Source organism: Streptomyces sp. NPDC002671 (assembly GCF_053592475.1).
On record NZ_JBSFVU010000011.1, the window covers coordinates 248122 to 269321 of the forward strand.

Here is a 21200-nt window from a genome sequence, read left to right on the forward strand (position 1 = left end):
GCTCACAGATGAATTGACGGGCCATGAGCATAGAGTGACGAGCCGTGCAGGGGAAGGCGGAATGCGCTGACAGGGGTGCGCGGCACGCCGCTTCGGGAAACGGCCGGGCCCCGCTCCGGAGGAGAACCGGAACGGGGCCCGTGCGGGAGATGAGTCGGCTCAGATGAGGCCGAGGGCGCGGACCGCGTCGCGCTCCTCCGCAAGCTCCGCGACGGAGGCGTCGATGCGGGTGCGGGAGAACTCGTTGATGTCCAGGCCCTGGACGATCTCGTACTTGCCGTCCTTGGTGGTGACCGGGAAGGAGGAGATCAGGCCCTCCGGGACGCCGTAGGAGCCGTCCGACGGGATGCCCATGGAGGTCCAGTCGCCCTCGGCGGTGCCGTTGACCCAGGTGTAGACGTGGTCGATCGCGGCGTTGGCGGCGGAGGCGGCCGACGAGGCACCACGGGCCTCGATGATCGCGGCACCGCGCTTGGCGACGGTCGGGATGAAGTCCTCGGCGAGCCACTTCTCGTCGTTGACGAGCTCGGCGGCGTTCTTGCCGGCGACCGAGGCGTGGAAGATGTCCGGGTACTGGGTGGCGGAGTGGTTGCCCCAGATGGTCAGGCGCTTGATGTCGGCGACCGTGGTGCCCGTCTTCTTCGCGAGCTGGGTCAGCGCGCGGTTGTGGTCCAGGCGGGTCATCGCGGTGAAGCGCTCGGCCGGGACGTCCGGCGCGGAGGCCTGGGCGATGAGGGCGTTGGTGTTGGCCGGGTTGCCGACGACGAGGACCTTGATGTCGTCCGCGGCGTGGTCGTTGATGGCCTTGCCCTGCGGCTTGAAGATGCCGCCGTTGGCCTCCAGCAGGTCGCCGCGCTCCATGCCCTTGGTGCGCGGGCGGGCGCCCACGAGGAGGGCTACGTTGGCGCCGTCGAAGGCGACGTTCGGGTTGTCCGAGATCTCGATGCCCTGGAGCAGCGGGAAGGCGCAGTCGTCCAGCTCCATGGCGGTGCCCTCGGCGGCCTTCAGGGCCGGGGTGATCTCCAGGAGGCGCAGCTTGACCGGCACGTCCGCGCCGAGCAGCTGGCCGGAGGCGATGCGGAAGAGGAGCGCGTAACCGATCTGGCCGGCCGCGCCGGTGACGGTGACGTTCACGGGAGTGCGGGTCATGGCGTTCTCCGTATGACAGCTGGCGGTGGGGTCGTCGTTGGCCCCGGATGATCGATCTCTTGGCATCAAGAGAATCCAGCGGTCAGGCTATCGCGCATCCGGCATGCGAGACGTCCCGGGCCCTGTGGCTCACCCCACAAGTCTCCTGCTGCACGAACTGGTGGAAGAAGTACAACGAATCTGGCGGCTGTGAACGAAAGCGGCGGCCGTCCGTCCGGGAGAGGGTGGACGAGGACGGCCGCCATGGGGGGTACCGGATTGCCCGGATCCCGTGGGGGTACGGTTCGCGTGCCCCGGATTCGGCGGGCCATGCGTCCGTCACCCGAAATAGTTCACGTTTCTTGGCTCACTACCGCGTGCACCCCGTCCGCCCGTCGGCGAGGGTCGCGCAGGCCCGGGCCGCGCTCGCGTCCCGTACGGCCACCATCGGCGTGTACGCGATGGTGTCCCCGGCACCGGCGATGTCACCGCGTTCCCGGACCGTGCCCACGGAGAGCTGCACCGTGTCGCCCGGGGAGGCGTCGGTGATCCGCCCCCAGGCGGCGCCGCACGTCCTGCTGTAGCGGACCTCCAGGGTGACGGTGCCGATGGTGGCGGTCTTCGCGGTGGTCACCAGTTCGCCGCTGCACCCCATGGCCTCGGCGTCCTTGCCGGTACAGGCGGAGTGGGCGCACTTGACCCCGGCGGGCAGGGTCGGGTGGGTGGCGGACGGGGCGGGCGAGGACGGGGGCGGCGTGGCGGCGCGCTCGTGCTTCTCGCCGCCGCCCTGACGGGTGAAGAAGAAGACCCCGGCGATGATGACGAGCACACCGGCCAGGCCCGCGAGGAACATCGTCACGCGGTGCCTGTTCGCGCTCGCCGTGCCCGCGGAGCCCGGCCGCAAAGGCCGCGCCCCGCCGTCGTACGGATCCGGGGCGCCTCCCGGGCCGCTCGCACCGCCCGCTTCCCCGAACTCCCCCGGCGCCGCGCCCGCCTGGGAGATCCGGAGCGCCTGCATGGTGGTGTCGTGCCGCGCCTCCGCGCGGTTCCAGGCGCGTTCGGCCAGCTCCCACAGCGTCGTCAGGTGAACCGTGCCGGCGCCGGTGACCTCGGCGAGCGCGACGGCCGCGCCCTTGGGCGCGAGCAACTCGCCGCCCAGGTAACGCTCCCAGGACGTCTTGGCGTAGCCCGTGCGGCCGGCCAGCGTCGCGGTGTTCAGGCCGCTGCGGTCGACGAGCAGCCGCAACTCACCGATGAACTCCTTGATCTGCGGATCCAGATCGTCCGGCAGGGCCTTCCAACGAGGCATCGCTTCCCCCCAATACGCGGTACGCCCCAATGGTCCCCCGTGCCGCCCCGATCGGGCACCCAGGGGGTGTCTTCTGGATCTTGTCGGCGTCGCGGGCCCCCCTTGGCCCCGACATGTGGCAGAGCGCGGACACGGTAGCGGAACGGTCACTTCCGTGCCACAGCGCACAGACAGGCGTTGAACAGGCAGTTCTCGGCAGGGAAGGCTGAGTCTGCGACGGCGGCCCGCCCCTCATCGGGGGAGGGGGCGGGCCACCGTTCCGCATGTCCACCGGCCCGCGGGGGGGCGTTCACCCGCCCGGCGTCACGAGTCCCGACTCGTACGCCACAACCACCGCCTGGGCCCGGCTGCCCAGGTCGAGCTTGGTCATCGTGCGGTTGAGGTGGGTCTTGACCGTGGCCTCGCTGATGTAGAGGCGGTCGGCGATCTCCAGGTTGGACAGGCCGCGTGCGGTGAGCTTGAGGACCTCCACCTCGCGGGAGGTGAGCACGCCGAGGTCGGGCGGGGCCGCCCCGCCCTGCGCGGGGCCCTGCTGCCGGGCGAAGGCCGAGCAGTACAGCAGCGCCTGCCCCAGCACGGACGCCATGGAGGGAGTGTCGCTGACCACCCCGGCGTACGCCCACACGCCGGTCATACAGGCCGCGCAGACCAGGGCGGTGCGCACCGGGCGAACGGAGGCCACCGTGTACAGCGCGAGCATGGAGCCGAAGGTGCACACCACCGGCCAGTAGCCGAGGGTGATGTAGCCGACGAACGCCGCCTGGACGACGGCGAACACGGCGAGCGGCCACCGGCCGCGCAGGGCGACCGGCAGGTGGGCGAGGGCGACGAACACATAGGCGCGGGCGTCGAGTTCCGGCCAGCCCTGCGAGCGCGACTCCCGCCCGAGCAGGACGGCGACCACGGCCATGGCGACAGCGATCAGTGTGTCCACGGCGAGGGGGCGGGGGGTCCTCAGCTGCACTGTCGCAGGGTAACGCCCGAGGCCGGGGCGGGGAGTCAATCCACAGGCGTACCACGGAAGTTGCAGTGCCGGACCGCCCGGAACACCCTGGCGGTACGAGGAGTTCCGCCCGGGGTCGGACGCAGCGGGCGGCCCGGCGCCCGTACGGTCGATCCGGGGAACGGGGGAAGACGCCGGTGGCCCGCGTCCCCGGGGGAGACGCGGGCCACAGGTCGTACGGGCACCGCTGCCGCTGCTCGGCGGCTACTTGGTGACCGTCAGGTGCAGGGTGTCCTTGAGGAAGGGGAGCTGCAGCCACGGCTTGGGCTGGGCCATCAACGCCAGCAGGACGATGACGAGGCCGAGGATGCCGTAGGTGACGATGTCCGTGAAGCGCGAGCGTACGGCGAGCATGCCGACACTCGGCAGTATCCAGCGCATGACCGCGCCGGCCAGCAGGGCGGCGCCGATCAGCAGGGTCCCGTAGCGGAACAGGTCGAGCGAGGTCAGCAGCAGGCCGAGGGCGACCGTGCCCAGCACGACCAGCAGGGGCCACTGCCGGTAGGGCGCCGGCGCGTCACCCCCGGCCGCCCGGCCGCCGCCCTCGGGGCGCGCCGTGTCCCTGGTGATCCGCGGGAAGCGGCGCGAGGGCCGCCCGCCGCGGGCGTCCTCAGCCGGCACGGCGCTCCGCCGCCTCGACCACGTTGACCAGCAGCTGCGCCCGGGTCATGGGGCCCACACCGCCCGGGTTCGGGGAGATCCACCCGGCCACCTCGGCGACGTCCGGGTGCACGTCCCCGACGATCTTGCCGTCCGCGTTCCGCGAGACGCCGACGTCGAGAACGGCCGCGCCCGGCTTCACGTCCTCGGCGCGGATCAGGTACGGGGAGCCGGCCGCCGCGACGATGATGTCGGCCTTCTTGAGGTGCCAGGACAGGTCACGGGTGCCGGTGTGGCACTGGGTCACGGTGGCGTTCTCGCTGCGCCGGGTGAGCAGCAGCGGCATCGGGCGCCCGATGGTCACGCCCCGGCCGACGACGACGACCTCGGCGCCCTTGGTCTCGACGCCGTGGCGGCGCAGCAGGGTGAGTACGCCGTTCGGGGTGCAGGGCAGCGGCGCGGGCTCGCCCAGCACCAGCCGTCCCAGGTTCATCGGGTGAAGGCCGTCCGCGTCCTTCTCCGGGTCCATCAGCTCCAGGATGCGGTTCTCGTCGATGCCCTTGGGCAGCGGGAGCTGGACGATGTAGCCGGTGCAGGCCGGGTCCTCGTTCAGTTCCCGCACCACCGCCTCGATCTCCTCCTGGGTGGCGGTGGCGGGCAGCTCCCGCTGGATGGAGGCGATGCCGACCTCGCGGCAGTCGCGGTGCTTGCCGGCCACGTACTTCCGGCTGCCGGGGTCTTCCCCGACCAGGATCGTGCCGAGGCCGGGCGTGAAGCCCTTCTCCTTCAGCGCCGCCACGCGGACGGTCAGATCGGACTTGATCGCGGCTGCGGTGGCCTTGCCATCGAGAATCTGGGCGGTCATGGCACCATCCTCGCGGATGACGGGCCTCAGGTTCCAATCAGGGTCGCCACGTGATCGGCGATGTTGCACTCGTGCGAACTCCTCAACCGTGAGGGACGATGACCGCGCGTCCTTTGATCTTGCCGTCGTGCAGGAGCTGGTAGGCCTCGGCGGCGCGTTCCAGGGGGAAGTGCTCGACCAGCAGCTTGATCTTCTGTTGCCGGGCGAGGGTGATGACTTCCATGAGTTCGGTGAGGTAGCCCCAGTAGGGGGAGGCGACCGAGCACTCGTGCGGCGGGCTGAAGAAGTTGACCGGCAGGGCTCCGCCGCCGAGGCCGACGATGGTGAGGTGGCCGAGCACTCGGGCCACCTGGGCGGCCGTCCGCAGGGTCGGGTCCACGCCGACCATGTCCAGCACCAGCTCGGCGCCCTGCCGGCGTGTCATGTCCTTGATACGTGTGACCGCCTCGTCGCCCGAGAGCAGGGCCTCGTCCGCGCCCATGCGCTTGGCGGTCTCCAGCTTGTCGGCCGCGGTGTCCACGGCGACGATCACGGTCGCCGCGCTGAGTGCGCGCAGGATCTGGATGGCCATCTGGCCCAGTCCGCCCGCCCCGATCACCACCGCGGTCGAGCCGGGACCCAGCAGGTGCAGTGACCGCTTGACGGCGTGGTAGCTCGTCAGGCCCGCGTCGCTGAGCGGGGCGGCCTCGCGAGGGTCGAGGTCGCCCAGCGGGATCAGGAGCCGTGCCGCCGGGACCAGCAGGTACTCGGCCATTCCGCCGTCGTGACCGCCCAGGCCCCCGCCCAGACCGCTGGTCACCTGGCAGTAGTTTTCCCGGCCCTCCCGGCAGTTGGCACACATTCCGCAGCCCCAGGGGCCGTAGACGATCACAGGGTCTCCGGGGGCGAAGCCGGTGACACCCGGGCCCAGTGTTTCCACCCACCCCGCGTTCTCATGGCCGAGCGTGAAGGGCAGCCCCTCGCCGCTCTCGGGCCCCGGTTCCTCCATGATGTGCAGGTCGGAGTGGCAGGCGCCGGCGCCCGCGACCTTCAGCAGGACCTGCCCCGGACCAGGCTCGGGAACCGGCACCTCGCGCAGCTCCGGCGGCTTCTGCCATTCGACGAGTCGAAAAGCGCGCATGGTGATCCTCTGCGGCAAGTACCGCGTCAGTCGCGGATGCCGTCGACGTCGACCAGGACGTGGCGCGGGCCGCGGAAGATCTGGTTGTGACGGTACGGCGGCGGGTCTTCGACCAGTCGCGGGTTCTCCGCGCGGCGGACGAACTCGCTGACGGCGACCTGGACTTCGAGCCGGGCGAGCGGGGCGCCGAAGCAGAAGTGGATGCCCTGGCTGAAGCCGACGTGCTGGTTGTCGGGGCGTTCGAGGTCGACCTGGTCGGGGTTCTCGAACCGTTCCGGGTCACGGTTCGCCGAGCCGTACGCCAGGAAGATCGGCGCGCCCTTCGGGATGGTGGTGCCCGCGATCTCGATGTCCGCGAGGGCGGAGCGGGTGTGCCAGAACTGGACCGACGACTCGAAGCGCAGCAGTTCCTCGACCCCGGTCACGATCAGCTCGGGCCGACGGCGCAGCTTGTCCAGCGCGTCGGGGTGCCTGAGCAGGGTGAGCACGCTGTGGGCGATCAGATTGACCGTGGTCTCATGCCCGGCGAAGAGCAGGAGCAAGGCATTGCTGATGAGAACGTCCCTGGGCATGGGACCGTTCGGGCCGCGGTCGTGCACCATCGCCGAGAGCATGCCGGGGCCGGGCTCCTTGGCGTACTGGTCGAGCAGCCCGGCCAGGTACTGCTCGAACTTCTTGACGCTCTGCCGGCCCTCCTGCGCTTGACTCCGTATCTCCTCGTCGCCCGCCTCCGGGCCGAGGTCCAGGGCTTCCAGGGCCGTGTGGATCCAGGCGTGGAAGAGCGGTTCGTCCTTCATCGGCACGCCGAGGATCTCGCAGATCACGGTCACCGGCAGGGGGTAGGCGAACTCGTCGACGGCGTCGAAGCGGGTCTTGCCGCGCAGCTTGTCCAGGAGATCGCCGACGATGCGGCGGATCTCGGGCTCCAGGCGGGAGATCCAGTCGGGTGACTCGGGCGGGCCGTAGAAGTGCCGGATCATCAGGCGCCGAGCCCGGTCGTGTTCGGGCGGGTCCACGGTGATGATGTTCGGCGCCACACCGGCGACCTGGAGAATCGACTCGTGCCCCGGCTCCGCCGTGACCGCCCGGGGGCGCTTCGTGTAATCCGAGCTGACCCGGTTGTCGTGGAGCAGCGAGACGACCTCCCGGTAGGTGCTGACGACGTAGGTGCCGTCCGGCTGCCGCGACACCGGCGTCTTCCTGAGCTCCTCGTAGAAGGGGTACGGATTGGCGCGGTTGGCATAGCGGAGAGCCTGCTGCCAGGGAGTTTCCTCGACCACGGTTCCTCACCACCTGTCGCTGTTGCGCTCGCGGTCGCTGTGGCGCTCGTCAGCGGCTTCGGGGCCGGAACTCGGCCCGCCGCTCGGTCGGGTCGTGGCCGGTCAGGACCACGTCGGGCACCGCGGCCGGGGCGCCCGGCGCGGGGAACCCGGCCGGCATCGCCTGCATGTAGTCGGGCACGTCCCAGCCCGGCGGCGGGGGCGGGAACGGAGCCGACTGCTCGATCAGCCGCCCGTAGTGCTGCAGCCACTTGCCCTGGTCGAAGGCGACGGCGGCGACGGTGCGGCCCCGGTGGCCGTAGGCGGCGATGAAGCGGCGCTCTTTCACCGACCCCTGGGTGAAGATGATCTCCTCGCCGAAGGGCGGTACGCCGACGGACTTGATGTTCATGCCGAACTGGCCGGACCAGAAGCTGGGGAGCAACAGGTTCGGCCGGTAGTGGGGTTCGAGGTTCACCATGTTGTGGGCCGCGACCTGGGCGCCGAAGACCGCGTTGTCCCAGTGCTCCATCGCGAGGAACTCGTACTCGTACAGCACGTAGGGCTGGCGGGCGACGTCCCCCGCCACGTAGACGGAGTCGGTCACCACTCCGTTGATGTCGAAGGCCCGGCCTCCGGCGTCGCAGCCGACGCCCCAGAAGCCGACTGCCAGCCCGGCGCCGTCCAGCCATTCCACGTTGCGGATCGAGCCCAGCGAGGCCAGCACCAGGTCGGCCTCCACGGTGGTCCCGTCCGAGAGCCGGGCGCCCCGTACGTGTCCGGCGCCGTCGCCCTCCAGCGACAGCACGCCCACCCCGCAGCGCAGGTCCACGCCGTGGTCGCGCTGCGTCTCAGCGGCGATCTCGCCGATCACCCCGCCGAGCGCGCCGATCAGCGGCGCCGCGCCGCGCTCGGCGACCGTCACCGGGATGTCGAGGTCCCGGCAGACGGAGGCCGCCTCCGAGCCGATGAACCCGGCGCCGATGATGAGCACCCGCGAGGGCCGCGCGGCCAGCGCCTGCTGCAGCGCCGTGGCGTCATCACGCGAGCGCATGGTGTGCACGCCCTCCAGGCCGGCCTCGGCCGGGTTGGGCCACTGCCGCGCGCGGGTTCCCGTGGCGATCAGCAGGCGGTCGTACGGGACCTCATCGCCGTTGGCCAGGTGGACCCGCTTGTGGGCCCGGTCCAGCCGGGTGGCGGGCACCCCGAGGCGCCACTCCGCGTCCACTTCCCGCAGGCGGGGCAGGGTGGTGTTGCCGGCCGGCACCCACCCCTTGAGCACCTGCTTGGACAGCGGAGGACGGTCGTAGGGCTCGTAGGGCTCGTCCCCGATGATGGTCAGGGACCCGGTGAAGCCCTCCTCGCGCAGGGCTTCGGCGGCCCGCAGTCCCGCCAGGGAGGCGCCGACGATGACGATCCGGCCGCGGGCCTTGAAGTCGCGCACCAGCTCCGAGAGCGTTGCCGCCATGGTCATGACGTCGTGCCCCGCTCCGCGTCGGCCGGGTCGTCCAGGCGGTCGACCACGATCGCCTGCACCGGGCAGGCCGCGGCGGCTCGCCGTACGTGCAGGCGTCGCTCGTCATCGGGGTTGGGTTCGTAGGAGAGCACCTCATCGCCCGTCAGCTTGAAGACCTCGTGAGCCAGGTACACGCACTGCGCGTACCCCTGACACCGATTCAGATCCACGGCGATACGCATGGGCAGACCCCTTCCGTCCACGGCGTTCACTTGGGGTGACGCGTACTGACGGTGAGTGTCACGGCGCGGGAGCCCGCCATATGTGAGGGCGTCGGCACCGAAGGTGCGCCCCGGCTGTGCCCCGGCCGTGCCGCCGCAGGGCGGTCCTCCACCCTGCCTTTACGACCATAACCCCCAAGCAGGTGCCCCGCACGGTCACGCCAACTCGGCGAGGACCGCCCGCTCTTGGGCACATACGACGGCGCGAGGGTGCGACGACCCTGGTGCGAGGTCAGCTCAAGAGGTTGACGCAAGATCAGCAATCTGGTTTAACTCAATAACTATGGATCTAGATAAAGATGGCTCGCCGTCGCCGATCGAGTTCCGCCTCGATCCGGGATCAGGGGTGCCCACCTACTTGCAGCTGGTCCAGCAGGTGGAGCAGGCGCTCCGGCTGGGATATCTGCGGCATGGAGATCAGCTGCCGAGAGTCAAGGACGTCGTCGCCGGGTTGGCGATCAATCCCAACACGGTGTTGAAGGCCTACCGGGAGCTGGAACACCGGGGCTTGGTGGCCGGCCGACGGGGAGTCGGGACGTTCGTCGAGGGCACCGTGGAGCGTGTGGGCCTGCGGGAACAGGCAGCCCTGCACAAGAGCCTGCTGGCCTGGATGCGCACGGCGAACGAGGCCGGGCTGGACGAGGAAGGCATGAGTGCCCTGTTCACCGCGGCCCTGCACGATCTGCGGCAGAGCCGTGCAGGCCGCGCGGACGAGGATGGCGGCAGCAGCCGGGCGGGGGTGGTCGCATGAGCAGCGACCTGGCGATCGAGACGGCCGGACTCGGCAAGCGCTACGGCCGCACGTGGGCCCTGCGGGACTGCTCGCTGGCGGTTCCGGCCGGACACGTGGTCGGCCTGGTCGGCGCGAACGGTGCGGGCAAGACAACACTGTTGAGCCTGGCCGTCGGCCTGACCAGGGCGACGACGGGGCAGGTGCGGGTGGCAGGCGGCAGGCCTGCGGGGTCGGCCGCCGCGCTTGACGCGGTCGCCTTCGTTGCCCAGGAGGCGGCGCTCTACCGCAATCTGTCCGTGGCCGACATGCTGCGGATGGGGCGCGTCATGAACCGGCGATGGGATGCCGACCGTGCCCAGGACCGCCTGAAGGAGCTGGGCATTCCACTGGCGAAGAAGGTCGGCGCTCTGTCCGGCGGCCAGCGCTCACAGGTGGCGCTCTCCCTTGCGCTCGCCAAACGCCCGGAACTGCTCATCCTGGACGAGCCGTTGGCCGCGCTGGATCCCGTTGCGCGCCAGGACTTCATGTCGGCGTTGATGACGGCCGTGTCGGAGGACGGCATCTCGGTGGTGTTCTCCTCCCACGTCGTCGCGGAGCTGGAGCGGGTGTGCGACTACGTGGTCGTCGTACACGGCGGCCGGATCCAGGTCTGCGGTGAGGCCGAGGAACTGGTCGCCGGGCATCACGTCTGGACAGGTCCGGCCGCGCAGGCCGATTCCGTCACGCAGCGCTTCCCGGTCGTCCGGGACCGACGCACTGCCGCCCAGGCGCACCTGCTGGTCCGCACCCCCGACCCGTCGGCCGCACCGCCGGGCTGGCAACGGCACCCGGTCGGCCTGGAGGAACTGGTGCTCGCCTACATGCGCGAACCCTCCGCCTCGGCCCTGCCCGGCCCGAAACCCCTACACGGCGAACAGGTGGTCCACTGATGGCAATGACCGATGCACCGTCCCCGGCTCGCGGCACCTCGCTGCCCCGGCTCGGCCTTGCCTGGGTGACCTGGCGCCAGCACCGGTTCGCTCTCTATGGCCTGCTGGCGATGCTGGCCTGCTTCGCCGCGCTGATGGTGGCCGGAGGCCTGCAGGCACGTTCGACCTACGACCAGCTGGGGCTGGCTCAGTGCACGTCCTACTCCAGCGGCCGCTGCCGGCAACTCGCCGACGACCTGTTCACCTCGTACGGGTCGAAGTGGCCCTTCCTGTTCCTCCTTCTGCTGCCAGGGGCATTCGGTGCCTTCCTCGGAGGGCCTCTGATCGCACGGGAACTGGAGACGGGCACCTACCGGTTCGCCTGGACACAGGCGGCCGGGCGCACCCGCTGGCTGCTGACCAAGCTGACCCTGATCGCGGTGGCACTGGTCGCGGTGACGGAGGCATTCGGCGCCCTGTACACGTGGTACAACGCCCCACTGGACCACGTCCTGCCCCGCGGATTCGGTGACCCTCTCACCTTCGAGCTGGAGGGGATCGTCTTCCCGGTCCAGACGCTGCTGGCCTTCACGGCAGGCGTCCTCGCCGGCCTGCTCATCCGCCGCACCATGGTCGCGGTCGGTACGGTCTTCCTCGGCGCGTTCGGCCTGCTCATGGCGACCGACTACAAGCTCCGCCGGCACTACATGACGCCGCTGACCACCATCGGCAAGCCCGGCCCTCGGGACTGGGTGATCGGCAACGCATACACGGATCCCACCGGTCACCCGCTCGGCACTGCCCAGAGCCACAGCCTGTACATGAAGTACCTGGCGCAGCTCCCCCCTGGCAACGGGCTTCCCTCGGTCACCTACAGGGACTGGCTCCAGGCCCGGCACTACACCATCGTGACGAGCTACCACCCCGCCGGCCGCTTCTGGTCCTTCCAGTTCATCGAGGCCGGCTGGACGGGCCTGCTCGCCCTGCTCCTGGCCATCGTCACGGTCTGGCTGGTCCGCCGCAAGATCGGCTGACCCGGCGTCCGACCGTCCGCAGTCGCTGATCTCGGCACGCTGCTAAGGCTTCGTCAACGTGCTCAGCCTCTACTTCCAACAGCTGTGCGACGCCTCGCCGTTGAGCGCCGGCCTGATGTTCGTGCCGATGACCGCCTTCAACACCGTGGTCAGACCGCGCTCGCCCTGGTGCTGGTGCTGCTGGTGCCGCTGGTGCCGCTAAGCATCGGCGGTGGGCTCGCGGTGCCGCCGCTGACCACCGCGATGCTGGAGGCGATAGAGCACGAGCGGGCCTGCCTGACCTCGGGCATCCTCAACTCCGCCCGGCAGATCGGCGCGCCATCGGGGTGGCGGTCTTCGGTGCCCTGGCGGCCGGCGGGTCGGGCTTCATCGCCGGTATGCACCTCTCGATGCTGGTGTCCGCGCTCTCGCTGGTGCTGGCCTCCGCCGCGGTGGCAGTGCTGCTGCCGGCCCGGCTGCAGCCCCAGACCGGCTGAACCCGGCGGCTCAGGCGTTCAGGCCTCAGGCCTCAGGCCTCAGGCCTCAGAGGGTGTTCGATACCGATCAGGCTGCCGCAACAAGCGGTTTCGGGCGGAGGTACTGCCCGGTTCTGTCGGCTTGCCGGCAGCTGCCGGCCGCCCCGGTGTGCTGTTCTGCGCGGCGAGGGCCGCGTTCGGGTGGCGGCGGCGCCGTAGCGGCCAGGCCCGTGACCCGGCCGCGCGGGGTCCGCGCCGGCGGGCCCGCCTTGAAACCGCAGACAACGGCGGCCGTACCCGGCTGGAGGTCTCCGACCCCGATGCCCACGCCAGGCTCGTACGGCGCCGCCCCGGCGCGGACGAGGAGTCCGGCCGAGGCCTGTTACCGGTCGACGCCGTGGCCCTGCGCCGGGGCGTGGAGCACTGCCCCGGCGGCAAGACCGTGTGGTGCGAACTGTCCGGCGAAACCACCGGAGGGCTCGGTGGAGGGCTCAGTGGAAGAAGTGGCGCGTGCCCGTGAAGTACATCGTCACGCCCGCCTTCTTCGCGGCCTCCACGACGAGTTCGTCACGGATCGAGCCGCCCGGCTGGACGATCGCCCGGACACCCGCGCCGATGAGGATCTCGGGGCCGTCGGGGAAGGGGAAGAACGCGTCGGAGGCCGCGTAGGAACCGCGGGCCCGCTCCTCGCCCGCCCGCTCGACCGCGAGCTTGCAGGAGTCGACGCGGTTGACCTGGCCCATGCCGACGCCGACCGAGGCGCCGTCCTTGGCGAGCAGGATCGCGTTGGACTTGACCGCGCGGCAGGCCTTCCAGGCGAAGGCCAGCTCCTTCAGCTCCTCGGCGGAGAGCGCCTCGCCCGTCGCCAGCGTCCAGTTGGCCGGGTCGTCGCCCGCGTCCTGGAGACGGTCGGCCTCCTGGAGCAGGACACCGCCATCGATCTGCTTGGCCTCGACCTTGTTGCACGGGCCGTTCGGGGCCTTCAGCACGCGGATGTTCTTCTTCTTGGTGAGGGCCTCCAGGGCCCCCTCCTCGTAGTCCGGCGCGACGATGACCTCGGTGAAGATCTCCGCGACCTGCTCGGCCATCTCCTTGCTGACCGGGCGGTTCACGGCGATGACACCGCCGTACGCGGAGACCGGGTCGCAGGCGTGCGCCTTGCGGTGCGCCTCGGCGACGTCCGCGCCGACCGCGATGCCGCACGGGTTGGCGTGCTTGATGATCGCGACGCAGGGCTCGTCGTGGTCGTACGCGGCACGGCGGGCGGCGTCCGTGTCCGTGTAGTTGTTGTACGACATCTCCTTGCCGTGCAGCTGCTCCGCGTTCGCGAGGCCGGCGCCGCTGCCGTCGACGTAGAGGGCGGCGGGCTGGTGCGGGTTCTCGCCGTAGCGGAGGGTGTGCGCGCGCTCGAAGGTGGCGCCGAGGAAGTCGGGGAACTCGCCCGCGGCGGAGCCGCTGTCAGATGCTGCGTCCGCGGGGGCGTAGCCGGAGGCGAACCAGGACGCGACCGCCACGTCGTACGCGGCCGTGTGCTGGAAGGCCTCGGCGGCCAGGCGCTTGCGGGTGGCCAGGTCGAAGCCGCCGGCCTGCACGGCCGCGAGGACGTCGGCGTACCGCTCGGGGCTGGTGACCACGGCCACGGACGGGTGGTTCTTGGCGGCGGCGCGGACCATGGAGGGACCGCCGATGTCGATCTGCTCCACGCACTCGTCGTCCGAGGCGCCGGAGGCGACCGTCTCGCGGAACGGGTAGAGGTTGACCACGACGAGGTCGAACGGCTCCACGCCCAGCTCGGCGAGCTGCTCGCGGTGGCTGTCGAGGCGCAGGTCCGCGAGGATGCCCGCGTGCACCCGCGGGTGGAGGGTCTTCACGCGGCCGTCCAGGCACTCGGGGAAGCCGGTCAGCTCCTCGACCTTGGTGACGGGGACGCCGGCGGCGGCGATCCGGCCGGCCGTGGAGCCGGTGGAGACCAGCTCGACGCCGGCCTCGTGCAGGCCGCGGGCCAGCTCTTCCAGGCCGGTCTTGTCGTAGACGCTGACGAGCGCGCGGCGAATGGCCCGCTGGTTGCTCTCGGCCGTGACTGTGCTCTCGGCGGTCACTGGATTACTACCTTTCGTCCCTCAATGCGATAGCCGTTGCGGGCGAGCCGCCCCACGACCTCGACGAGCAGCCTTCGCTCGACTTCCTTGATGCGCTCGTGCAGCGCGCTCTCGTCGTCCTCGTCCCGGACCTCGACCACGCCCTGCGCGATGATCGGGCCGGTGTCGACGCCGTCGTCGACGAAGTGGACGGTGCAGCCGGTGACCCTGGCGCCGTACGCGAGCGCGTCGCGGACGCCGTGGGCCCCGGGAAAACTGGGCAGCAGGGCCGGGTGCGTGTTCACGAACCGGCCGCCGAACGACGCGAGGAATTCCTTCCCGACGATCTTCATGAACCCGGCGGAGACCACGAGGTCCGGCTCGTGGGCGGCGACGGCCTCGGCGAGGGCCGTGTCCCACTCCCCGCGGGTGCCGTAGTCCTTCACCCGGCACACGAAGGTCGGCAGGCCGGCCCGCTCGGCGCGGGCGAGCCCCTCGATGCCGTCGCGGTCGGCCCCTACGGCGACGATCCGAGCGCCGTACGCATCGGCTCCGGTGCGCTCGATCTCGTCCAGGAGCGCCTGCAGGTTGGTGCCGGATCCGGAGACCAGCACGACGAGGCGCTTGACCGCGGGGCCAGGGGTGGTGGCGGCCACGATGGGGCCCTTTCTCGGGAAGCGATGTGTCCGGCGGGCTGTCGCCCGGCCCGGCGGGTTTGTACAGTCGGGGTTTGTACAGTCGTACGAATGCTTCGCCCCCCGGGATACGGGGAAGTCTACGAAGCGGCCGACCGTCAGCAACGATACCGGCATTCCGGAAGGCCCCCTCGGGACGGGTGCGTGGCCGGAAGGTAGCGTTCGGGAGGAATCGAATACGAGCAGCCTCGGGAACGCGGTCGTCGTGCGGTGCGTTCACGGGGTGGAAGCTCACGTCGGACTGCCGTATTCACCTAGGGGAAGACGCTCTTTTGATGCCCGATCGCAGCCTGCGACTCCTCACGTTTCCCTCGCGCCCGGCCCAGCGAGGCGAGCGTGGTGCCTTGCTGCTGCGGGAGCGGCCGGCCTCGCCGCCCGAGGCGCCCCAGGGCGGCCGGGACGGCGACGGTCGGGGTGGTGAGCAGCAGGACGACAACCCCTTCGCGCCACCGCCGGAGGGCACCCCGGACCGGCCTTGGCAGCCCCGGCACCCCGAGGGGTCCTCGGGCTCCGATGGGTCCTCGGGTTCCGGGGGCGGTTCCCCCTGGGGCAGCCAGTGGAGCGACCGGCAGCCGGGCCGCTCCCCCGGCGGTTTCGGCCAGCGCCCCGGCGGCTTCGGTGAACGCCCCGGCGGCGGCCCCCAGGGCCCGGACCGCCAGGGCGGTCCCGGCATGCGCTGGGACCCGACGGACCCGGCCCAGCGCCGCGCGCGCTACGCACTGCTGTCGGGCATGTGGGCCGTCTTCTTCGCCCTGTTCAGCTGGCCGTACGTGTCCCTGCTGCTGGGCGCGCTGGCCCTGTACTGGGCGATCAGCGCCCTGCGCGCCAAGCCCCGCACCCCCGCCCCGGACGCCCCGGCTCCGGCCGCCCCGACGGGCCGCCCCCAGGTGACGGCGGCCCTCGGCGGCCTGGTCGCGGGGTCCCTGGCCCTGGTCCTGGTGGGCGCGACCTTCACCGTGCAGCTGGTCTACCGCGACTACTACACCTGCGTCAGCGACGCCCTCACCCACGAGGCCAAGCAGTCCTGCGACCAGCTGCTGCCGCGCGAGCTGCGCGGGGTGCTGGGGGTCAACAACGGCTGAGGCCTGGCACGAGGGCGGAGCACGAGGTCAGCCTCCGGCGCGGGGATCGGCGGGGGGATCGTCGGGGAGCGGAGGCGTGTCCGGGGTGTCCCTCGGGGTCGCGGCCTCGCGCAGGGCCGCCCAGCGGGTCGCGCGGGACAGGTCGTCGTGCCAGTCCGGGAGCGGGGGGAACGGGTCGTCGGCCGGGAGGAAGTCGTAGAGGTCGTCTTCCTCTTCCTCGGGCCCGTCCTCGTCCTCGGTGGGCTGGGAACTGGTGAGCGCGGAGGCGGACGGCTTCTCCGGGTGGGGCGCGTCCTTCGCCGACCTGCCCAGGGTGCTCTGTGCCGGAATTCCGGCCCGCGTCCGCAGGCCCCGTAGTCGCCAGGCCCGTACGGCCAGGGACAAGGGCAGCGCGAGCAGCATGATCCAGAGGCCCGCCGCCGCTCCGGTCTGCCACCACACCGGGCCGAAGCGGGCCAGTGCGCCCACGCCCAGCGGGCCGCCCGCCAGCTCGGCCAGCAGCGCAAGGAACGCCGCGCAGAGGATCGCCGTCAGCAGGACGGCCCCGGCGGTGCACCCGGCCGACCAGCGGCCCGGCGCCGACTCGACGGGCTCGGGCCGGCCGACGGACCCGGACTGCGGCCGGCCCGTGGCGCGTCTCGCCACGAACCAGCCCGCCGTCACCCCGGCCGCCACCGGCACCAGCCCCGCCGCCCAGTTCAGCAGGCTCCCGGTGCCCGGCTCCGGCACCGCCGCGAGCAGAGGGAACGGCGGGAGCAGCGGGGCGGGGTCGGAGGCGAGCGGGTGCACCAGGTGCCCGGCGCCGAGGGCGAAGCCGGGGCCGAGGGCGTAGGAGGCGGACCACACCGCCGCGTTCGGGACGAGCGCGACGCCGAGCAGCAGGACGGCGAAGCGGCCGGTCCAGCCCTGCGTCAGCTGTACGAAGGACAGCCGGGCCGTGTCGCCGTGCCACACCAGCGAGACCCCGACCAGCAGCGCCCCGCCCCCGACGAGCACCGCCGTCGCGGCCCCGGCCGCCCGTGCCGCCGTACCGAGCAAGACGCTCAGCAGCGGCCCCCCGGCTCTCGGCTCCGCCGGAGCAGGGAGGTGCCTCCATCGCGGGCGGCCGTACGCCGACCACACCCCGATGCCGGCCGCGCCCGCCGCGACGAGCGGCAGAGATGCCGTCACCCAGCTCCACTGGGGCCGCAGTTCGCCGCCGGAGCAGTACAGCGCGATCCCGTAGCCGACGGCGAGGTAGCCGAGGACGACGCCCGTCCACGCCGCGTACGCCGGCACCGGCGGCGGGCCGTCGGAGTCGGGGGGCGGCGCGTCCACCGCGTCCCGGGCCGCCCGGAACAGCAGCCACAGCGGAAGCGCGAGCAGCAGCAGCGGAGTCACGCCCATCGGCAAGGGGGCGCCGGAGAGGGTGTCGGTGCGGACCAGTTCGACCCCGTGGGCCAGCAGCCAGAGCGCGGCGGCGATGTGCAGCGCGGCGCCGGGGCCGCTGTCGGGGTACGGCGAGCTGATCCACAGCCCCATCACGAGCACGGCGAACGAGCCGAACCCGAGCCCGGCCGCGACGGCACCGCCCAGCAGGCTGTTGGCCAGTCCGGGCGAGCGGTCGCGCACCCGGGTGAGCAGAGGGGACAACGGCGATCGGCGAGCGGTCACGGGAATCACGCCCGCCATGCTCCCAACGACACACGCTTTCCCGTCGTAACAGGCGAACCTCCGAAGTGTCGCTCAATATATGCTTATGTACTTTTCCGTACGGAGGGGCGCCCGGTGACACAGAGCCCTGCCAGCCCGCTGCCGCCGCCGGAGGAGCGCCGACGGCTGCGCGAGTCCCGGTCGCTGACGCAGACTCAGTTGGCGGCGCGGGTCGGCGTCAGGCGCGCGACCGTACGCGCCTGGGAGCAGGGCCGCGGCACCCCGAGCGGCGACGCGGGCGAGGCGTACGCCCGGCTGCTGGCCTCTTTCGGGGAGCCGACGGCTGTGTCGCCCGAGCCCGTGCCGCTGACTCCCGATCAGGCCTTCGACGCCCTGTACGCGTTCTGCGCTCCCACCCTCGCGCGCCAGACCTATCTGCTCACCGGGCGCTGCGAGCTGGCCCGGGAGGCCGTGGAGCGGGCCTTCCAGCTGGCCTGGCAGCGCTGGCCGGAGGTGGCGCGGGACCGGGACCCGGCAGGGTGGGTGCGGGCGACGGCGTACGACTGGGCGCTCTCCCCCTGGCACCGTTTCCGCCCGCGCTACCGCTCCCCGGAGCCCCCGCCCGCCGCCCCCGCCGACCGGGCACTGCTGGACGTCCTGCTGCAGCTTCCGGCGTCGTACCGGCGCACGCTCGTCCTCTACGACGGCGTCGGGCTCGGCCTGCCGGAGACGGCTGCGGAGACGGAGGCGAGCACCCCGGCCGCCGCGAACCGGCTCACCCACGCCCGTGCGGCCGTGGCCGCGCTGCTGCCGGAGCTGGCCGACCCCGCGCAACTGCACCGGCGCCTGGCCGAACTGGCCTCCGCGGAGCGGCTGAGCGCGGCCAGGCCGACAACGGTACGCACCGTCGGCGAACGCCGGAACGTGTTCTGGACCCGGGCGGCCATCGCCTTCACGGCGACGATCATCGGCGCGACGACGCTCACGCTGCGGACAGCGCCGACGCACTACGAACCGCCGATCGCCGCGCCGCAGGCGGTGGAAGGGGTCCCGGCCCGGGTGGCCCTGGGCCCGCTGTCCGAGCAGGAACAGGCACTGCGAGCGAAGCTGCAACGGTCGGAAGCGAGCGGCCCGGAGAGACTGGCACCGCTGGCGAGGTGAGCGGATACGGCGATGGGCCCGCCCCAGCCAAGGGGAACGGGCCCACCGACGTGCAGCTGAGAAGCTCAGGCGCTCAGGATCTCGCGCGCCAGCTTCGCCGTCTCGGTCGGCGTCTTGCCGACCTTGACGCCGGCGGCCTCGAGGGCCTCCTTCTTCGCCTGGGCCGTGCCGGAGGAGCCGGAGACGATGGCGCCGGCGTGGCCCATGGTCTTGCCCTCGGGCGCGGTGAAGCCCGCGACGTAGCCGACGACCGGCTTGGTCACGTTCTCCTTGATGAACGCAGCCGCGCGCTCCTCGGCGTCGCCACCGATCTCACCGATCATGACGATCAGGTCGGTGTCGGGGTCGTCCTGGAACGCGGCCAGGGCGTCGATGTGCGTGGTGCCGATGATCGGGTCGCCACCGATGCCGACGGCGGTCGAGAAGCCGATGTCACGCAGCTCGTACATCATCTGGTACGTCAGCGTGCCGGACTTCGAGACCAGGCCGATGCGGCCCGGCTTCGTGATGTCGCCCGGGATGATGCCGACGTTCGACTGGCCCGGGGTGATGATGCCGGGGCAGTTCGGGCCGATGATGCGGGTCTTGTTGCCCTTCTTGCCGGCGTACGCCCAGAAGGCGGCCGTGTCGTGCACGGCGATGCCCTCGGTGATCACGACGGCCAGGGGGATCTCGGCGTCGATGGCCTCGACGACCGCGTCCTTGGTGAACTTCTCCGGCACGAAGATGACGGAGACGTTGGCGCCGGTGGCCTCGATGGCCTCCTTGACGGTGCCGAAGACCGGTACCTCGGTGCCGTCGAAGTCCACCTTGGTGCCCGCCTTGCGCGGGTTCACGCCGCCCACGACGTTGGTGCCGTCGCCGAGCATGAGCTTGGTGTGCTTCATGCCCGTGGCACCGGTCATGCCCTGGACGATGACCTTGCTGTCCTTGTCGAGCCAGATAGCCATGGTGTGTTGTGTCCTCGTCCTGAGTGCTTACTTGGCGGCGTGGGCCAGCTCGGCGGCCTTGTCGGCCGCCCCGTCCATGGTGTCGACGCGCTGCACCAGCGGGTGGTTCGCGTCCGTGAGGATCTGCCGGCCGAGCTCGGCGTTGTTGCCGTCGAGACGGACGACGAGCGGCTTGGTGACGTTCTCGCCCCGGTCCTCGAGGAGCTTGAGGGCCTGGACGATGCCGTTGGCGACCTCGTCACAGGCGGTGATGCCACCGAAGACGTTGACGAACACGGACTTGACGTCCGGGTCGCCGAGGATGATCTCCAGGCCGTTCGCCATGACCTGGGCGGAGGCGCCACCGCCGATGTCCAGGAAGTTGGCGGGCTTGACGCCACCGTGGTTCTCACCGGCGTACGCGACGACGTCCAGGGTGCTCATGACGAGACCGGCGCCGTTGCCGATGATGCCGACCTCACCGTCGAGCTTGACGTAGTTGAGGTTCTTCTCCTTGGCAGCGGCCTCGAGCGGGTTGGCCGCGGCCTTGTCGTGGAGTTCCTCGAAGTCGGGGTGACGGAACTCGGCGTTGTCGTCCAGCGACACCTTGCCGTCGAGGGCGATGACCTCGCCGGAGGCGACCTTCGCCAGCGGGTTGACCTCGACCAGGAGGGCGTCCTCCTTGATGAAGGTGTCCCACAGCTTGACGAGGACGTTCGCCACCTTGTCGGCGACCTCGGCCGGGAACTTGGCGGCGGCGACGATCTCGCGGGCCTTGGCCTCGTCCACGCCGTCGATCGGGTTGATCGGCGTCTGGGCGACGGCCTCCGGACGGGTGGCCGCCACCTCCTCGATCTCCATGCCGCCCTCGACGGAGGCGATGGAGAGGAAGGTGCGGTTGGCACGGTCGAGGAGGAAGGAGACGTAGTACTCCTCGAGGATCTCCGGAGCGGTCTCGGCGAGCATCACCTTGTGGACCGTGTGGCCCTTGATGTCCATGCCGAGGATGTCCGTCGCGCGGGCGACGGCCTCGTCCGGGGTGGCGGCGAGCTTCACGCCACCGGCCTTACCGCGGCCACCGACCTTCACCTGGGCCTTGACGACGGACTTGCCGCCGAGCCGCTCGGTGATCTCGCGCGCCGCCTCAGGCGTGTCGATGACTTCACCGGCCAGCACCGGTACATCGTGCTTGGCGAAGAGGTCCCTCGCCTGGTACTCGAACAGGTCCACGCGCTTCCGTCCCTATCAGTGATCTCGCGGTTCGTTGGATGCGTGGGCGTGCCGCGAAGGGCAACGTGACGTCCGCTTGTCACAAGGGGGGCGCACACGGTGTCCGAGCGCGCGGCATGTCCGTCTCGCAGGTTATCTCTGCTTGCCGGAGGGCTCTAAATCGCGAGTCACACCCGAGCGGTGATACCTGTCACATGATGCCGGGATACCTGGCACGGCGTGCCGACATGTGAGTGACGTAC

22 protein-coding genes are annotated in these 21200 nt (G+C 71.2%); 7 read left to right on the plus strand and 15 right to left on the minus strand.

Annotated elements, in window-relative coordinates; genetic code table 11:
• Positions 1–159 precede the first annotated feature (159 nt).
• From ACWD35_RS19655 to ACWD35_RS19695, 9 genes are all read right to left on the minus strand, one after another.
• On the minus strand, positions 160–1149 hold the full coding sequence (locus ACWD35_RS19655; protein ID WP_451352531.1) for a malate dehydrogenase: 990 nt from the start codon (positions 1147–1149) through the stop codon (positions 160–162).
• A gap of 349 nt (positions 1150–1498) precedes the next feature.
• A complete protein-coding gene (locus tag ACWD35_RS19660; RefSeq protein WP_451352532.1) occupies positions 1499–2437 on the minus strand; it encodes a DUF2690 domain-containing protein in 939 nt (312 codons plus the stop codon).
• Between the two features lie 289 nt (positions 2438–2726).
• Entirely contained in the window at positions 2727–3401 is a 675-nt protein-coding gene (locus ACWD35_RS19665; RefSeq protein ID WP_451352533.1) for a response regulator transcription factor, read from the minus strand.
• 243 nt (positions 3402–3644) lie between these two features.
• The gene (locus tag ACWD35_RS19670; RefSeq protein WP_451352534.1) at positions 3645–4061 is read right to left on the minus strand and encodes a DUF3017 domain-containing protein; all 417 of its coding nucleotides are present in this window, start codon (positions 4059–4061) and stop codon (positions 3645–3647) included.
• Positions 4051–4905 carry a bifunctional methylenetetrahydrofolate dehydrogenase/methenyltetrahydrofolate cyclohydrolase gene (locus ACWD35_RS19675; protein WP_451352535.1) on the minus strand — a complete coding sequence of 285 codons (855 nt, stop codon included), beginning with the start codon at positions 4903–4905 and terminating at the stop codon, positions 4051–4053. The genes ACWD35_RS19670 and ACWD35_RS19675 overlap by 11 nt, the downstream gene beginning before the upstream one ends.
• Before the next feature lie 82 nt (positions 4906–4987).
• A complete protein-coding gene (locus ACWD35_RS19680) occupies positions 4988–6025 on the minus strand; it encodes an NAD(P)-dependent alcohol dehydrogenase (RefSeq protein WP_451352536.1) in 1038 nt (345 codons plus the stop codon).
• 26 nt (positions 6026–6051) lie between these two features.
• Complete coding sequence (locus tag ACWD35_RS19685) at positions 6052–7305, minus strand: cytochrome P450 (protein WP_451352537.1); 1254 nt, start codon at positions 7303–7305, stop codon at positions 6052–6054.
• Positions 7306–7354: 49 nt separating this feature from the next.
• On the minus strand, positions 7355–8758 hold the full coding sequence (locus tag ACWD35_RS19690; protein WP_451352538.1) for an NAD(P)/FAD-dependent oxidoreductase: 1404 nt from the start codon (positions 8756–8758) through the stop codon (positions 7355–7357).
• On the minus strand, positions 8755–8982 hold the full coding sequence (locus ACWD35_RS19695) for a ferredoxin (protein WP_451352539.1): 228 nt from the start codon (positions 8980–8982) through the stop codon (positions 8755–8757). The genes ACWD35_RS19690 and ACWD35_RS19695 overlap by 4 nt, the downstream gene beginning before the upstream one ends.
• A gap of 322 nt (positions 8983–9304) precedes the next feature.
• On the opposite strand from ACWD35_RS19695, the gene ACWD35_RS19700 reads away from it, so the two are divergent.
• From ACWD35_RS19700 to ACWD35_RS19710, 3 genes are read left to right on the plus strand one after another with little or no spacing between them, the layout of a single operon-like run.
• A complete protein-coding gene (locus ACWD35_RS19700; protein WP_451352540.1) occupies positions 9305–9772 on the plus strand; it encodes a GntR family transcriptional regulator in 468 nt (155 codons plus the stop codon).
• Positions 9769–10683, plus strand: coding sequence for an ABC transporter ATP-binding protein (locus ACWD35_RS19705; RefSeq protein WP_451352541.1), 915 nt, complete (start codon positions 9769–9771; stop codon positions 10681–10683). Before ACWD35_RS19700 ends, ACWD35_RS19705 begins: the two co-directional genes overlap by 4 nt.
• 5 nt (positions 10684–10688) lie before the next feature.
• Positions 10689–11696, plus strand: a complete 1008-nt coding sequence (locus ACWD35_RS19710) for a hypothetical protein (protein ID WP_451352542.1) — start codon at positions 10689–10691, stop codon at positions 11694–11696.
• Positions 11697–11845: 149 nt separating this feature from the next.
• On the opposite strand, the gene ACWD35_RS19715 is transcribed toward ACWD35_RS19710, so the two are convergent.
• Positions 11846–11986 carry a hypothetical protein gene (locus ACWD35_RS19715; RefSeq protein ID WP_451352543.1) on the minus strand — a complete coding sequence of 47 codons (141 nt, stop codon included), beginning with the start codon at positions 11984–11986 and terminating at the stop codon, positions 11846–11848.
• A 36-nt stretch (positions 11987–12022) separates the two neighbouring features.
• On the opposite strand from ACWD35_RS19715, the gene ACWD35_RS19720 reads away from it, so the two are divergent.
• Complete coding sequence (locus ACWD35_RS19720) at positions 12023–12172, plus strand: hypothetical protein (RefSeq protein WP_451352544.1); 150 nt, start codon at positions 12023–12025, stop codon at positions 12170–12172.
• Positions 12173–12293: 121 nt separating this feature from the next.
• Positions 12294–12671, plus strand: a complete 378-nt coding sequence (locus ACWD35_RS19725) for an ATP-binding protein (RefSeq protein ID WP_451352545.1) — start codon at positions 12294–12296, stop codon at positions 12669–12671.
• On the opposite strand, the gene purH is transcribed toward ACWD35_RS19725, so the two are convergent.
• Positions 12643–14250 (minus strand): bifunctional phosphoribosylaminoimidazolecarboxamide formyltransferase/IMP cyclohydrolase, encoded by a 1608-nt coding sequence (purH, locus tag ACWD35_RS19730; RefSeq protein WP_451352546.1) that lies wholly within the window; start codon positions 14248–14250, stop codon positions 12643–12645. The two genes, ACWD35_RS19725 and purH, sit on opposite strands and share 29 nt — an antisense overlap.
• Positions 14247–14885, minus strand: a complete 639-nt coding sequence (gene purN / locus ACWD35_RS19735; protein WP_451352547.1) for a phosphoribosylglycinamide formyltransferase — start codon at positions 14883–14885, stop codon at positions 14247–14249. Before purN ends, purH begins: the two co-directional genes overlap by 4 nt.
• A gap of 314 nt (positions 14886–15199) precedes the next feature.
• Between purN and ACWD35_RS19740 the strand changes: the two genes are divergently transcribed.
• The gene (locus ACWD35_RS19740; protein WP_451352548.1) at positions 15200–16006 is read left to right on the plus strand and encodes a hypothetical protein; all 807 of its coding nucleotides are present in this window, start codon (positions 15200–15202) and stop codon (positions 16004–16006) included.
• Positions 16007–16033: 27 nt separating this feature from the next.
• Here the strand turns inward: ACWD35_RS19740 and ACWD35_RS19745 are convergent, their stop codons facing one another.
• Positions 16034–17677, minus strand: coding sequence for a cell division protein PerM (locus ACWD35_RS19745; RefSeq protein ID WP_451352549.1), 1644 nt, complete (start codon positions 17675–17677; stop codon positions 16034–16036).
• 96 nt (positions 17678–17773) lie between these two features.
• Between ACWD35_RS19745 and ACWD35_RS19750 the strand changes: the two genes are divergently transcribed.
• Complete coding sequence (locus ACWD35_RS19750) at positions 17774–18799, plus strand: helix-turn-helix domain-containing protein (protein WP_451352550.1); 1026 nt, start codon at positions 17774–17776, stop codon at positions 18797–18799.
• A gap of 65 nt (positions 18800–18864) precedes the next feature.
• Here the strand turns inward: ACWD35_RS19750 and sucD are convergent, their stop codons facing one another.
• Together sucD and sucC are read right to left on the minus strand one after the other, a co-directional pair.
• A complete protein-coding gene (gene sucD, locus ACWD35_RS19755; protein WP_451352551.1) occupies positions 18865–19749 on the minus strand; it encodes a succinate--CoA ligase subunit alpha in 885 nt (294 codons plus the stop codon).
• Between the two features lie 27 nt (positions 19750–19776).
• A complete protein-coding gene (gene sucC / locus ACWD35_RS19760) occupies positions 19777–20958 on the minus strand; it encodes an ADP-forming succinate--CoA ligase subunit beta (protein ID WP_451352552.1) in 1182 nt (393 codons plus the stop codon).
• Positions 20959–21200: the final 242 nt, after the last annotated feature.

What these genes read in the sequence shown, in the direction of transcription:
- ACWD35_RS19655 (WP_451352531.1), bottom strand. Translation starts at nt 1,149, where the DNA reads ATGACCCGCACTCCCGTGAACGTCACCGTCACCGGCGCGGCCGGCCAG.
- ACWD35_RS19660 (WP_451352532.1), bottom strand. Translation starts at nt 2,437, where the DNA reads ATGCCTCGTTGGAAGGCCCTGCCGGACGATCTGGATCCGCAGATCAAG.
- ACWD35_RS19675 (WP_451352535.1), bottom strand. Translation starts at nt 4,905, where the DNA reads ATGACCGCCCAGATTCTCGATGGCAAGGCCACCGCAGCCGCGATCAAG.
- ACWD35_RS19680 (WP_451352536.1), bottom strand. Translation starts at nt 6,025, where the DNA reads ATGCGCGCTTTTCGACTCGTCGAATGGCAGAAGCCGCCGGAGCTGCGC.
- ACWD35_RS19690 (WP_451352538.1), bottom strand. Translation starts at nt 8,758, where the DNA reads ATGACCATGGCGGCAACGCTCTCGGAGCTGGTGCGCGACTTCAAGGCC.
- ACWD35_RS19695 (WP_451352539.1), bottom strand. Translation starts at nt 8,982, where the DNA reads ATGCGTATCGCCGTGGATCTGAATCGGTGTCAGGGGTACGCGCAGTGC.
- ACWD35_RS19700 (WP_451352540.1), top strand. Translation starts at nt 9,305, where the DNA reads ATGGATCTAGATAAAGATGGCTCGCCGTCGCCGATCGAGTTCCGCCTC.
- ACWD35_RS19705 (WP_451352541.1), top strand. Translation starts at nt 9,769, where the DNA reads ATGAGCAGCGACCTGGCGATCGAGACGGCCGGACTCGGCAAGCGCTAC.
- ACWD35_RS19710 (WP_451352542.1), top strand. Translation starts at nt 10,689, where the DNA reads ATGACCGATGCACCGTCCCCGGCTCGCGGCACCTCGCTGCCCCGGCTC.
- ACWD35_RS19715 (WP_451352543.1), bottom strand. Translation starts at nt 11,986, where the DNA reads ATGCCCGAGGTCAGGCAGGCCCGCTCGTGCTCTATCGCCTCCAGCATC.
- ACWD35_RS19740 (WP_451352548.1), top strand. Translation starts at nt 15,200, where the DNA reads ATGCCCGATCGCAGCCTGCGACTCCTCACGTTTCCCTCGCGCCCGGCC.
- ACWD35_RS19745 (WP_451352549.1), bottom strand. Translation starts at nt 17,677, where the DNA reads ATGGCGGGCGTGATTCCCGTGACCGCTCGCCGATCGCCGTTGTCCCCT.
- sucD (WP_451352551.1), bottom strand. Translation starts at nt 19,749, where the DNA reads ATGGCTATCTGGCTCGACAAGGACAGCAAGGTCATCGTCCAGGGCATG.